Genomic DNA, 11,835 nt, shown 5'->3' with positions numbered 1-11,835 from the left:
CAGGAGTTAAAGGAGGCGGGCCGGTCAGGCCCTCAAACGCGTCACTCGGTGACGTTGATGCCAGCGGCCTTCAGCGAATCGACGGAAGCCTGCTGTGCCGCCTTGAAGAGCTCCGGCAGAGGTGCGCCGTTCTGGGCAAGCTTGCCCATGCCGTCCTGCAGTCCGGTGAGTGTGACACCGGTCGTTGGGGAGAACGACCAGTTCACGTTGACGTTGTTGTTGGCGGTGGAGAACTCAGCGTAGATGTCCTGCCCACCAAAGAACTCCTTGAGTCCTTCTGGCGTAGCGAACCCGTCAGCCGGTGCCGGGGTAGCCGGGAACAGTCCGAGTGGCATGAGGTCAGCGGTGTTGGTGTTCAGCCAATCGGTGAACGCAAGCGCCTCGGCCGGGAACTCACAGCCCTTGAGGACTCCAACAACGGAACCGCCGTCTTCACCGACCATTGGGTTTGCAGCGTCCCAAGCTGGCAGCTGTGCAACACCCCAGTTGCCCTTGGTTTCAGGGGCGGAACCGGCGATGAGCGGTGCTTCCCATGAGGCACCGATGGTGGCGACCAGGGTGCCCTCGTTCAGGCCCTTGTCAAAGTTTGGGTCCCAGCGAGGAATGTTCGTTACCAGGTCAGTGTCAATGAGGTCCTGCCAGTAGGAGGCCACCTTCTGGCTCTCTGGCGAGTCGATTGCAACCTTCCAGGCATCCGATTCGATGTTCCAGAACGTGCTGCCCGCTGCCTGCGACAGAGCCATCATCCACATTGCCTCGTCCGGAAGGAATGCCTGGATGTAGGCGTCTGGGTTCTTCTCTCGGACAGTCTTGGCAGCTTCCTTGTACTCGTCCCAGGTGGTCGGCACGTCGATGCCGTACTCCTTGAACAGGTCTGTGCGGTAGTACATGACGAGTGGTCCGGTGTCCTGTGGGAGACCGTAGGTTGCCCCAGCAAAGGTGGTGCGACCCCATGCGTACTCGAGGTAGTTGTCCTTGTACTGGGCGGCTTGCTCAGTCACGTCGAGGAGCTGTCCGGTCGACAGAAGGTCAGGGACACGGTCCACACCGATCTGCGCAAGGCACGGGGCGTTCCCAGCCTCAACCGCTGCGGAGATCTTTGGGTAGGACTCGCCCGCAGAACCTGTCAGCGCCGTGGCCTTCACCTGGATGTTTGGGTTTTCCTTGTTCCATTCGGCAACCATGTCGTCCACGGTCTTCGCGCCCTCAACCGATGGCAGGCGGTGCCAGTACTCGATGGTCACTGGGGTTCCGCTGCCCGCGTCCGTGGATGCACCCGGGGTTCCCTCGCCGGTGCTTGGCGTCTGCGCGGCACAAGCGGTCAGTGCCAGTGCTGAAACAGTTGCTACTCCGGCTACTGCAGCCCACTTACGTGATGACTTGAACATTTCTACTCTCTTCTTTGAGGTCCAAACAGTTGGATCACTTAGCGTGTTCATGCAAGGTCGTGCTGGTGATTCGTTTGTGACAACTTAGCGAACTTAGTTGTTTGTTTTGATCATAACCTAGTTGGAATGATCAGAAAAGATCATTTATCAGTCCACTTGAAGATCTTTTGCGGCAATACGTCACTAAATCGCCGCAAAGCGGTTTATGGCGCCGCATACAAGCTCAAAAGCCGGGCCACCTCGTCCTGAACCGCATTCATTCCTCGCCCAAAGTACTTACGCGAGTCCACCACGGCCGGGTTCTCGTCCAAGTACTCGCGAACCTGGGCCGTGAAGATCTTGTTGAGGTGGGTGGACACGTTGATCTTGGTCATGCCGGCACGGATCGCTGCCACCATCCCCTCGTCCGAGACACCAGACGAGCCATGGAGCACAAGCGGAACATCCAGCGCCCGGCGCATTGCCCCGATGAGTTCGAGGTCCAAGGCCGCATTACGCGTTGTCATTGCGTGCGAGGTGCCCACTGCGACCGCGAGCGCGTCCACCCCGGTCGAAGCAACAAACGCTGCTGCTTCGGTGGGATCGGTGCGTACTCCCGGGGCATGCACTCCGTCCTTGCCCCCGACCTTGCCGAGCTCTGCTTCCACAGAGATTCCTGCGCTGTGCGCACGGCGCACAACATCCGCGGTATTGCGCACGTTGTCGTCGTAGTTGAGCGCCGAACCGTCGTACATGATCGAGGTGAACCCCAGGTCGATTGCCTCATAGACGAGGTCTAGGTCCTCGGCGTGATCGAGGTGGACCACAACTGGAACCTCAGCCCTGCGCGCCACCTCGAGTGTGCCCAGCGAGATGGGTCCGAGCGCCCCGTGGTAGGTGGCCGCGTTCTGGCTGATTTGCAAGACCACAGGTTGCCCGACTCTCTCGGCAGCCCGCACGAACGCCTCGGCGTTTTCTAGGTGAATGACATTGAAGGCCCCGAGCCCTGCACGGACGCTTGCGCGCTCCTGGGCTACGTGGGCGAGTGGAACGAGTGGCATTAGTTTTCTTCCCATCGAACGTGCTGTAGCAGTTGTTCATAGAGAGCGGCGTCGTATTCCCCCGCGAGTGGAGCGGCCACGGCGGCCGCGGATAGAGCAACAGCCTCGCGAAGTGCTTGCACGCGCCACTGCGGATCCCTCAGCGCCCCGGTGGTCCCGAGCCGCGCCTGATCAAGCGCCCGAGCGAACGCGGCAACCACGGAGTCCCCGGCGCCCGTTGGATTCCCCACGATGGGGGTGTCAAGCCAGGCGCGAGCGTCAAAGCCCTCGCCCGCTAGGCGTAGCCCGTCCTCCCCTAGGGAAAGCGCTACGGCTCCCGCACCTCGGGCGAGGACCTGGCCGATTGCTGCTTCCACGTCCGCTTCCCCCGTGGCCGCCAGTAGTTCCTGGCGGTTGGGCTTGAGCAGGTCAACCCCCGCCTCGGCCGCCCGCAGAAGCGCTGGGCCCTGTAGGTCCGCGATGACCGCTCCGACCTCGCGCGCTGCGTGAAGCAGCACATCGAGCTGCGGTTCGGTCATGCCCGGTGGCAGCGATCCCGAAATGGTCGCCACCCCGGTCCCCCGGTTCGCGCGCACCTCACCCACGAGCTCGCCGAACGTTTGGGGGTCGATTTGCTCACCGGGCTCGTTGAGCATCGTCGAGTTGCCATCGCTCGTCACCACGTTGACCGTGGCGCGTGATTCGCCCGCCTGCCAGCTCCAGCGAGCGGCCAGACCCGACTCCCGCACATCCTGCGCGATCGCCTGGCCGTGCAGGCCCGCGAGCACGCCCATTGCGGTGGCTGGATGGCCAAGTTGGTGCAACACCCGTGCGACGTTGATGCCCTTGCCGCCGGCCCGCCTGCGCACCTCTACCCGGTTGACCTCGCCTATGGCGAGCTCGGGGGTCGTGTACGTGATGTCGAGCGCCGGGTTTGGAGTAATCGCGATGATCATGACGCCTCCTGCGCGTCCGGCACTTGCGTTCCAGCCGCGTCCAGGGCCGCTAGCGCGGCTCCAATGATTTGCGACGATGCCCCAAGTGTTGCCGTCGTAATTGTTGGCATGGGGGTTACATCGAGTAACTCGGCGACCTTGTCTCGCAGAACCGAGACCATGGGCTCCCCTGCTTTTGCCAGCCCGCCACCGATCACGATCGGGAGTGGTCCTAGTGCGCAGGACAGATCCGCGAGCGATTCCGCTAGGTACTCGAGTGCGGTGTCTATGACGCGCGCAGCTGCGGAGTCACCCGCGGTGGCGGCCTCGAATACCTCTCGCGAACCAGCGACCTCGCGGCCACTCGCCTGCGCGTACCGCGATGCGATCGCCCCCGCAGAGGCAACCTGCTCGAGGGCAACTCGTCGCGTGGAGTTCGGATCAATAACCAGTTGCTGACCGATCTCCCCGGCCCAACCACCCGAAACCAGCGGGACGCCGTCGAGCACGATAACCGCGGCGATACCCGTGCCCACAGCCACATAGACCATGGAGCGCGCGTGCCCGCCAAGCCTCATCTCGCCAAGGGCCCCCGCGCGCACGTCGTGCCCAAAGGTAACTGGGCGTCCGAGGCGTGCCGAGGCGAGGTCGCGCATGTGCACGTCGTCCCAGTGCAGGTTGGCGGAGTGGACCGCAATCCCAGCCATATCGTCGACAATCCCGGGAACCACAAGGCCCACCGGAAGCGACCCACCAAGGCCAAGCCCGAGCGCCTCGCGCTCGTGGCGAGCCACAAGCGCAGCCACTTCCTCCAGGAGCGCGGGGACAGAGCCCGGAGTCGGAGTGCTGGTGTGCGAGAGCACCCGGCCGGCCGCGTCAACAAGGCCGGACTTCATGGAAGTCCCGCCCACGTCGATCGCGATGGCCGCGGACATCAGTCGTTCTCGGTGAGGATGACTGCGCGCGTCAGCGAGCGTGGGGTGTCTGCGTCGAGGCCGCGGGCAGTCGCACGTTCTACCGCGAGCCTGTGCAGGATGACGAGGTGAGCCAGCGGGTCGAGGTCGGAGGTAACAAGCTCCGCACCGGTTGCCGCAACCTGCTCAGCCATACCCTCTGGAACCTCGCCGAAGCACCACGTCAGGCGTCCAGGCTGGGCAATTGCGATGGGACCGTGGCGGTACTCCATAGCCGGGTACGACTCGGTCCAGGACTGGGAGGACTCGCGCAGCTTGAGCGCGGCCTCGTGTGCGAGGCCAACAGTCCAGCCGGTGCCAAGGAAGGAAATCTGGTCGGCTTGGACCCAGCTTACTGGGATCTCGGTTTCAAGGGCGGTCGCGGCGTCTGCGATTGCGCCGGCGGCATCGACGCCAAGGGAGGTGCGCAGGAGCAGCAGAGCCGTGGAGGCGAAGCGGGTCTGGACAACCGACTTCTCATCCGCGAAGGACAGGACGATCTCGTGGTCCGCATGGGCGGCGGCTGGGCCTTGACCCACTGCAGTGATCAGTGTCGAAGGCACGCTCGTGTGCGAGAGCAGCTCGACGATCTCCGTGGTGGTGCCCGAACGGGAGATAGTCAGGATGCGGTCATATGTGCGGTCCGAACGAAACTCGGTAGCAGTGAACGCGTCGGTTTCACCGAGGCCGAGTTCTTCACGCAGGAATGCGTAGCTCTGCGCCATGAACCACGAGGTTCCGCAGCCGATGACGGCGACACGCTCACCATTGAGCGGCAGGCCTTCGACGGAAGGCAGCAGGTCAACGGCAGTTTGCCAGACCTCAGGCTGAGACGCGATCTCAGCGATCGTGTTTTCACTTGCCACGATGACTCCAGTTCTAAGCAGTTTCGATCAGGAAATGATCAAAGTCGATCATTTCCTGATCATTCTAACCAGAAGCAATCAGAAATGGCTAGGCTGATAGGATCAAACTGAGTAAAAATGATTGGAGTGCTGATGAATCGTCACGCGCGACTGACTGCGCTACTTGACCTCGTCCTCGAGCGCGAAGAAGTACGCGTGGAGGACATCGTCGAGGTCCTCGATATCTCGCCCGCAACCGCGCGGCGCGACCTTGACTCGCTCGCCCAACAGCAGCTCATCACCCGCACCCGCGGTGGGGCCAGGCTGCACCCCTCGTCCTCTGACCTGCCGCTGCGGTACAAGACGGGCCGCAACGCCGACGAAAAGTCCCGGATCGCCCGTGCGGCAGCCAAGCTGATCAAACCCGGCGAGGTCGTGGGCCTCAACGGAGGCACCACCACGACCGAGGTCGGCCGAGAGATCGCGCTCCTCGAGACCGCCGACGACGTTGTCGGGGAACAGCGCATCGTCGTGGTCACCAACGCCGTGAACATCGCCAACGAACTCACAGTGCGGCCACGCGTCAAGGTGGTCGTCACGGGAGGCGTGGCCCGCCCCCACAGTTACGAGCTCACCGGCCCCCTGGCCACGCTCATCCTGTCCGAAATCACGATCGACACGCTGTTCCTCGGCGTCAACGCGATCGATCCCGTCCACGGAGCAGCGGCGCACAACGAGGGTGAAGCAGCCATCAACTCCGCCTTCGTGCGAGTCGCCAAGAAGGTAGTCATCGTTGCTGACTCGTCCAAGATCGGGCAGACCGCCTTCGCTCGAATCTGCGACGTCTCGGAGATCTCCACACTCATCACGGATGACGCCCTCCCCAGCGAGATGAAAACCCAGTTTGAGGACGCGGGCGTCACAGTCATCACCGTCTAGGTTTGCACTGCGGCCGCGTAAGATGCGCGGGTTGCGGGCAGCGCCCCACTATGCAGACAAAAAGTAACGAGGAGGGGCCCACCCGGTGGGCACCTCCTCGTTACTTATGCTTCAGGTCAGGTCCCGCCTACAACCAGTGTGACTGCGCTGGCTCGAGCGTCACCTCTGTTGTGGTTCCGTCCGGAGCAGTCACGGTCGTGGTCACCATTTCGAGAGTCGAGTTCACCACAACAGCGCGCTCACCCCATGCAGCCACGTCCGTGCGGGGGTCGCTCGTCCACCACGCTGGAGCGTCCGCATCGCGCCGCGCCGCCCACAGAACTGCGCGATACAGCAGGCGCGTATTCTGAGCACTGTGCTCAAGACCGTTGAAGTACACGGCGCGGCCCCGACCATACTCGTTCGCGGCAATCTGCACCTGGCCGCCATCAAAGTTCAGCACCTCGGCGGTAGGCGTAACAGGGTAGACGTCTCGCACGCCATCTCCGGGAGCAAACTGCTCAGTCATGTCAGCTGTGATGAAGTGCTCGGCGGCAACGTCCACGTACTTGTCGCTCGACAGGGAGAAGCCAAGTTCACGGTCCACACCGAACACGTCGGCGAGCTGGAAGAAGCGACCGTTCGCAAACTCGGATGTCGGCTCGCCCACGCCAATGAGGCTGCCGCCCTGGGCGACCCACTCGCGCAGCCCTGCCTGCAATGCGGCATCACGCCACACCTCGCCACCAGTGAAAGCGGTGCCGGCGGTTCCGACGTTCATCAGCACATCGATATCGGAGGGGACGCCGGAAGTGGCAATATCGTCGAAACTCAGGAACTTAACGTCCACTGGCATTCCGGCCAACGCCTCCAGCGCGCCCAAATAGGTGACGATCTGCTTGTACGGGAGCGCGTGCGCGACCATGTGGGTCTGCCAGGTGCGCAGCGAGCCCCAACTGTTGAGAACACCCACGGTGATGCCCGTGGACCACTGCTCGCCGCCCTCGGCGGCGTCGTGGATCGCGCGGAAGTCGCCCACCACGTACTCGGTGAAGTCGATGAATTCGGGGAACTTGAGTGCAAGCGAGATGTAGCCGCCGTATCCAATGCGGTCGAGCGGGGAACGTAGGATCGCCCGGCGGGTGTCGACCCAGCATTTCTGAGCCTCACCCACTGGGTCACCGCCTTCCCTGAACACATCCGGGAAGAAGTAAGGCAGCAGGCGACCCTCGGTGTATTTGACGTGAGGGATATCGGCGATCATGCGGGTGGTTGCGGCCGAGCCCACGGAACCCACCACTGCGTCCAAGCCGATCTCATCAAAGTGAGGACCATACGGCTCGATTCCGATCCAGTTGTCGCCAAGGAACATCATGGCTTCCTTGCCGCTCGCGTGGACCTTCTCCACGAGCTGGCGTGCCCGATCCGTGACAAAGCGGTGCTGGAAGGCCTGCCAGTCCCTAAACGCCTTGGACGGGACACGGAACGGCGAGTTGTAAAAGCCCGCGTCTACGAAGTCCTCGGGAGTGAGGCGATAGCCATGCTCGCGCTCGAACTCCTCGATTGCGGCGGCGGAGACCGACGCGGAGTAGCCGAACCAGTCCACGAACTTTTCCTTGGCCTGGTCATTGAACACCAGGGTGAAGTGATAGAAGAACGTGGTGAAGCGGACCACGTCAACCTCCGGGTGAGCGGGTAGCCAGGCGTCAAGCGCCGACTTCATGTGCTCCCAGGTGGCTTCGTGGCGTGCATCGTATGGGAGTTCCTTGACGCGGTCGGTCCCCTCCCAGTTGTTGGTGATGTAGTTGTACATCTGCGTGGGGTCCCAGGTCTTCCACGCCAGGAACGCCACGGTGTACTCGTGATACGGCGTGGTGCCGTTGATCGTCACGGCTCCATCTGCACCGAGCGTCCAGTTCTCCACGGGGACGACCTCTCCCGTGGTCCGGTTGCGCACCTCCCACCAGACCTTTGGGTCGTGATCGGTGTCGGGCTTGATCTGGTCCTTCAGGAACCCCTTCCTCGGATCAATAACGAGGGAGGCACTGGTCGCTGTGTGGCGGTCCGAGAGTAGGTAGAGCTGCTGGAGCTCATCCATGTGGGACTCGGCCCAGTCTTGGTCGCCGCGCGCCACAAAGTAGGTGGCATAGACCTTATCCACCATGTCGCCAGCGTTTTCCGGCAACTCGGTGCCGTCGCTATTGCGGATTGCATCAGCGCCGAGGCGTGCAATCAGTTCGATGGATTGCGCTTCAGCGCCGACCTCGGTGGGTAGGGTCAGACGTCCGTGGTTGACCATGGTGCTCCTGTAAACGATGTGGAGGGGCAGTTGCCGCTCACCCAAGATTATGCAATTTAATGATTGCAGGTCAATTGTTTCAAGCACTTTCAATCATTTTGGTTTGGTGTGACTGCGCGGATGGACGTCCCCAGTTCGCCCCGGCCGCTCCACCAGCCGTTCTCTGTCTGCGATCACAGGCCCGATCCGTTCCATTCAGTGGGACAATGGGAGGCATGAATGAGAACACCCAGCCCACTCACGCAGAAGGCGAAACCGCCGAAGAGCTCCGTGCGGAGCTCAAGAACCGCGTCAACAACCGCAGCCACCGCCCCAACTCCGAAAAGTTCAAGGAGTTCATGACCTCGAACTGGGAGGACCGCAAGGACCTCGGCATCGTTGCCGGAGACTTTGCCTCGTTCACCCCGGCCCGCCGCGACGCCGTGTCCGCAGCATTCCCAGGCGAACGCCTCGTGGTTCCGGCTGGTGGCCTCAAAGTACGCTCCAACGACACCGACTACCGGTTCCGCCCACACTCGGCGTTTGCCCACCTCACAGGTTTTGGCACGGACCAGGAGCCGGACGCAGTCCTCGTACTGAACCCAACGTTTGACCAGGACGGCAACCCAACCGGCCACGAGGCCATTCTCTTTGTGCGTCCGCTCGCGGACCGCAACTCCGAGGAGTTCTATGCGGACTCCCGCTACGGCGAGTTCTGGGTGGGTGCCCGTCCAACCCTTGAGGACGTCGAGCGCCTGACCGGCATCCGCGCCGCCCACATCGACTCGCTGACCGACGTCCTGTCCAAGGACCTCGGCCCAGGCCACGTCTCGCTGCGTGTTGTGCCCGAGGCAGACGCCGAGATCGAGGCACTCGTTGAGGCGTTGCGCGCCGAAGCTGGATTTGACGTGGCCTCTGAGGAAGCCACTGCTGAACTCGCCGAACTCGACGCTAAGCTCGCCGAGGTTCTCGCAGAGATCCGCCTGACCAAGGACGACTGGGAGATCGAGCAGATGCGCGAGGCAGTCGCGCAGTCGATCGCCGGCTTCGCCGAGGTAGTCAAGAACCTCCCACGCGCGGTCGAGCACCGCCGCGGAGAGCGCGTCATCGAGACAGTGTTCGACGCAAACGCACGCCTCGAGGGCAACTCCGTGGGCTACGAGACCATCGCTGCAGCAGGCGACCACGCCACCACACTGCACTGGATCACCAACGACGGCAAGGTCAACGAGGGCGAGCTCGTCCTCGTGGATGCGGGCGTTGAGGTCGAGTCCCTCTACACCGCGGACGTCACGCGCACGCTGCCCATCAACGGCACGTACTCCGACATCCAGCGCAAGATCTACCAGGCAGTTCTCGACGCCGCAGACGCCGCGTTCGAGGTAGCCGTCCCCGGCAACAAGTTCTCCGACGTGCACGCGGCAGCCATGAAGGTCATCGCCGCGCGCCTCGAGGAATGGGGCCTGCTCCCCGTCTCCGCAGAGGAGTCGCTGTCCCCTGAGGGCCAGCAGCACCGCCGCTGGATGGTGCACGGCACGAGCCACCACCTTGGCCTAGACGTGCACGACTGCGCCGCTGCGCGCCGCGAGATGTACGTGGACGGCGTCATCGAGCCGGGCATGGTCTTCACCATCGAGCCGGGCCTGTACTTCAAGTCGGACGACCTCGCGGTCCCCGAGGAGTACCGCGGCATCGGCGTCCGCATCGAGGACGACGTGCTCGTGACCGAGAACGGCAACGAGAACCTCACTGCAGCTCTCCCCCGCAAGCCTGAAGAGGTTGAGGCTTGGATGGCCTCGCTGCTCAAGTAACCTTGCGTTTTGGGGCCCCGCGCGCAATGCGCGCGGGGCCCCTTTTTTTTCACGCCAGATGGTGATCACGGCGGGTTGGGGCTGGAAACCGGCCAAGATCGTCGCACATTTGAACGAGAGTATTCCTGAGCCCACTCTCGAGAGGGAGAGTGGGCTCAGGAATGCTCTCATTGAAAGATTTTCGACGATTGGGCTGGGTCCCGCTCCATCGAACGGAGGGATATCCATCCGTTGGGTGTCGAACGGATGGATAATCATCCGTTCGATGAAAGGGCGCCGAGATCTCGGCGGCGTCTCGCGGTAGGAAAACACGCACCCGCGAGCGCCCCGGCGCGCTATGCTCTGCCAATGGCTCGAAGCGAACTCCTGAATAATCGAGATTTTCGGCTCCTGTGGTCCGGCGACGCTGCCGGACAGTTTGGGGCCCAACTTGCGGGTTTCATCATCCCGATTTTTGCGGTTCAGGTGCTGCACGCCTCCGAGATGCAGATGGGGTATCTCAACGCGGCGGAGTCGGCCGCGTTCCTGGTCATCGGGCTGCCCGTGGGGGCGTGGGTCGACCGCATGCGCAAGCGCAGGGTCATGATCGTAGCGGACATTATCCGCGCCAGCGTGCTGGCCGCGCTCGTGGTCATGACCGTAACCGGCAACGCCTCGTTCCCTCTACTCATCGTGGTCGCGCTGGCTATGAGCGTGTGCAATACATTCTTTGACGTGTCCTACCAGAGCTTTGTGCCGGCCATCGCGGGCAAGGTGCATCTGGTGGAAGCAAACTCCAAACTCGAGGCGACCCACTCCGTGGCGTATATCCTCGGCCCCGCACTGGGCGGCTTGCTCATCAAGGCGTTTGCACCCATTTCCATCCTGGGTGCAACGGTGGTTACCTACCTCGTTTCGGCGACGACCCTCGGGCGTATCAGCCACGCCGAGGAACTCCCTCCGGCTGCCGAACGCCAGAGCCTCGTGCGGGACATCAAGGAAGGGCTCTCTTGGGTCTTGCAGCACCGGGTGCTGCGCAGAATCGTGGCGATGACCGCGATCTCCAATCTCTTCAACTCGGCTGCTTCGGCCATCGCGCTGATCTTCATCCTGCGACTCGTCGACATCCCCACAGGGTTGTACGGCATCATCATCGCCGTGGGCTCCGCGGGCGGCCTGATCGGCGCTGTCGTTGCGGATCGCATCACTCTGCGTATTGGGACCCTGCGCGTCATCCCCATCGCGGGCATTACGTGGTCGCTCTTCGAGTTTCTGACACCTGCGTCCGGGTTCTTCTCAGTTCCCGTGGCAGCGGTACTGCTTGCTGTGGGAATGTTCGCGACCAACTTCTGCACGCTCGTATACAACATCGCGCAGGTCTCGTACCGCCAGCGCGTGTGCCCACCGGAACTCTTGGGGCGCATGAACGCCTCCGTCCGGTTCATCGTGTGGGGCGTTATTCCGATTGGCTCGCTGCTAGGCGGCTGGCTCGGATCCGTGCTCGGTCCATGGCCAACGCTGTGGGTGTGCGCCATTGCGGGACTGTTCTCCGTGATCCCCGTGCTGCCCGCACTGTGGGGTGGATTGGAAGGCCAGGCGGAGATCGATCGGCCGGACCAGACGGTGACTGCGAAATAAACCGCACTGGGCATAAGTGAAGCGGGGAGGTGGCCAATGGCCACCTCCCCGCTTCACTTAGGTGGTGCTAC

General features: G+C 62.7%; 9 protein-coding genes. 3 read left to right on the top strand and 6 right to left on the bottom strand.

Going from position 1 to position 11,835, the window contains the following annotated elements:
* Nucleotides 1-41: 41 nt before the first annotated feature.
* From HGSM_RS07950 to HGSM_RS07930, 5 genes are all read right to left on the bottom strand, one after another.
* Entirely contained in the window at nucleotides 42-1,388 is a 1,347-nt protein-coding gene (locus HGSM_RS07950) for an ABC transporter substrate-binding protein (protein ID WP_019148216.1), read from the bottom strand.
* Nucleotides 1,389-1,591: 203 nt separating this feature from the next.
* Nucleotides 1,592-2,428 (bottom strand): class II fructose-bisphosphate aldolase, encoded by an 837-nt coding sequence (locus HGSM_RS07945; protein WP_019148215.1) that lies wholly within the window; start codon nucleotides 2,426-2,428, stop codon nucleotides 1,592-1,594.
* Entirely contained in the window at nucleotides 2,428-3,363 is a 936-nt protein-coding gene (locus HGSM_RS07940) for a 1-phosphofructokinase family hexose kinase (RefSeq protein ID WP_019148214.1), read from the bottom strand. The genes HGSM_RS07945 and HGSM_RS07940 overlap by 1 nt, the downstream gene beginning before the upstream one ends.
* A complete protein-coding gene (locus tag HGSM_RS07935) occupies nucleotides 3,360-4,277 on the bottom strand; it encodes an ROK family protein (protein ID WP_019148213.1) in 918 nt (305 codons plus the stop codon). Before HGSM_RS07935 ends, HGSM_RS07940 begins: the two co-directional genes overlap by 4 nt.
* Complete coding sequence (locus tag HGSM_RS07930) at nucleotides 4,277-5,161, bottom strand: SIS domain-containing protein (RefSeq protein ID WP_019148212.1); 885 nt, start codon at nucleotides 5,159-5,161, stop codon at nucleotides 4,277-4,279. The genes HGSM_RS07935 and HGSM_RS07930 overlap by 1 nt, the downstream gene beginning before the upstream one ends.
* A gap of 132 nt (nucleotides 5,162-5,293) precedes the next feature.
* On the opposite strand from HGSM_RS07930, the gene HGSM_RS07925 reads away from it, so the two are divergent.
* The gene (locus HGSM_RS07925) at nucleotides 5,294-6,079 is read left to right on the top strand and encodes a DeoR/GlpR family DNA-binding transcription regulator (RefSeq protein WP_040594960.1); all 786 of its coding nucleotides are present in this window, start codon (nucleotides 5,294-5,296) and stop codon (nucleotides 6,077-6,079) included.
* Between the two features lie 127 nt (nucleotides 6,080-6,206).
* Here HGSM_RS07925 and gnpA read toward each other — a convergent pair whose 3' ends face one another.
* Nucleotides 6,207-8,357, bottom strand: a complete 2,151-nt coding sequence (gene gnpA, locus HGSM_RS07920; RefSeq protein WP_019148210.1) for a 1,3-beta-galactosyl-N-acetylhexosamine phosphorylase — start codon at nucleotides 8,355-8,357, stop codon at nucleotides 6,207-6,209.
* A 215-nt stretch (nucleotides 8,358-8,572) separates the two neighbouring features.
* Between gnpA and HGSM_RS07915 the strand changes: the two genes are divergently transcribed.
* Together HGSM_RS07915 and HGSM_RS07910 are read left to right on the top strand one after the other, a co-directional pair.
* Nucleotides 8,573-10,147, top strand: a complete 1,575-nt coding sequence (locus tag HGSM_RS07915; RefSeq protein WP_019148209.1) for an aminopeptidase P family protein — start codon at nucleotides 8,573-8,575, stop codon at nucleotides 10,145-10,147.
* 348 nt (nucleotides 10,148-10,495) lie between these two features.
* The gene (locus HGSM_RS07910; RefSeq protein WP_019148208.1) at nucleotides 10,496-11,764 is read left to right on the top strand and encodes an MFS transporter; all 1,269 of its coding nucleotides are present in this window, start codon (nucleotides 10,496-10,498) and stop codon (nucleotides 11,762-11,764) included.
* Nucleotides 11,765-11,835 lie beyond the last annotated feature (71 nt).

Origin of the sequence: Timonella senegalensis JC301 (genome assembly GCF_000312125.1) — a bacterium.
GTDB lineage: Bacteria > Actinomycetota > Actinomycetes > Actinomycetales > Cellulomonadaceae > Timonella > Timonella senegalensis.
This window is presented reverse-complemented; position numbering and strand designations above follow the sequence as displayed.

Coding starts and splice junctions, on each gene's coding strand:
- HGSM_RS07950 (WP_019148216.1), bottom strand. CDS start 1,388: ATGTTCAAGTCATCACGTAAGTGGGCTGCAGTAGCCGGAGTAGCAACT.
- HGSM_RS07945 (WP_019148215.1), bottom strand. CDS start 2,428: ATGCCACTCGTTCCACTCGCCCACGTAGCCCAGGAGCGCGCAAGCGTC.
- HGSM_RS07940 (WP_019148214.1), bottom strand. CDS start 3,363: ATGATCATCGCGATTACTCCAAACCCGGCGCTCGACATCACGTACACG.
- HGSM_RS07935 (WP_019148213.1), bottom strand. CDS start 4,277: ATGTCCGCGGCCATCGCGATCGACGTGGGCGGGACTTCCATGAAGTCC.
- HGSM_RS07925 (WP_040594960.1), top strand. CDS start 5,294: ATGAATCGTCACGCGCGACTGACTGCGCTACTTGACCTCGTCCTCGAG.
- gnpA (WP_019148210.1), bottom strand. CDS start 8,357: ATGGTCAACCACGGACGTCTGACCCTACCCACCGAGGTCGGCGCTGAA.
- HGSM_RS07915 (WP_019148209.1), top strand. CDS start 8,573: ATGAATGAGAACACCCAGCCCACTCACGCAGAAGGCGAAACCGCCGAA.
- HGSM_RS07910 (WP_019148208.1), top strand. CDS start 10,496: ATGGCTCGAAGCGAACTCCTGAATAATCGAGATTTTCGGCTCCTGTGG.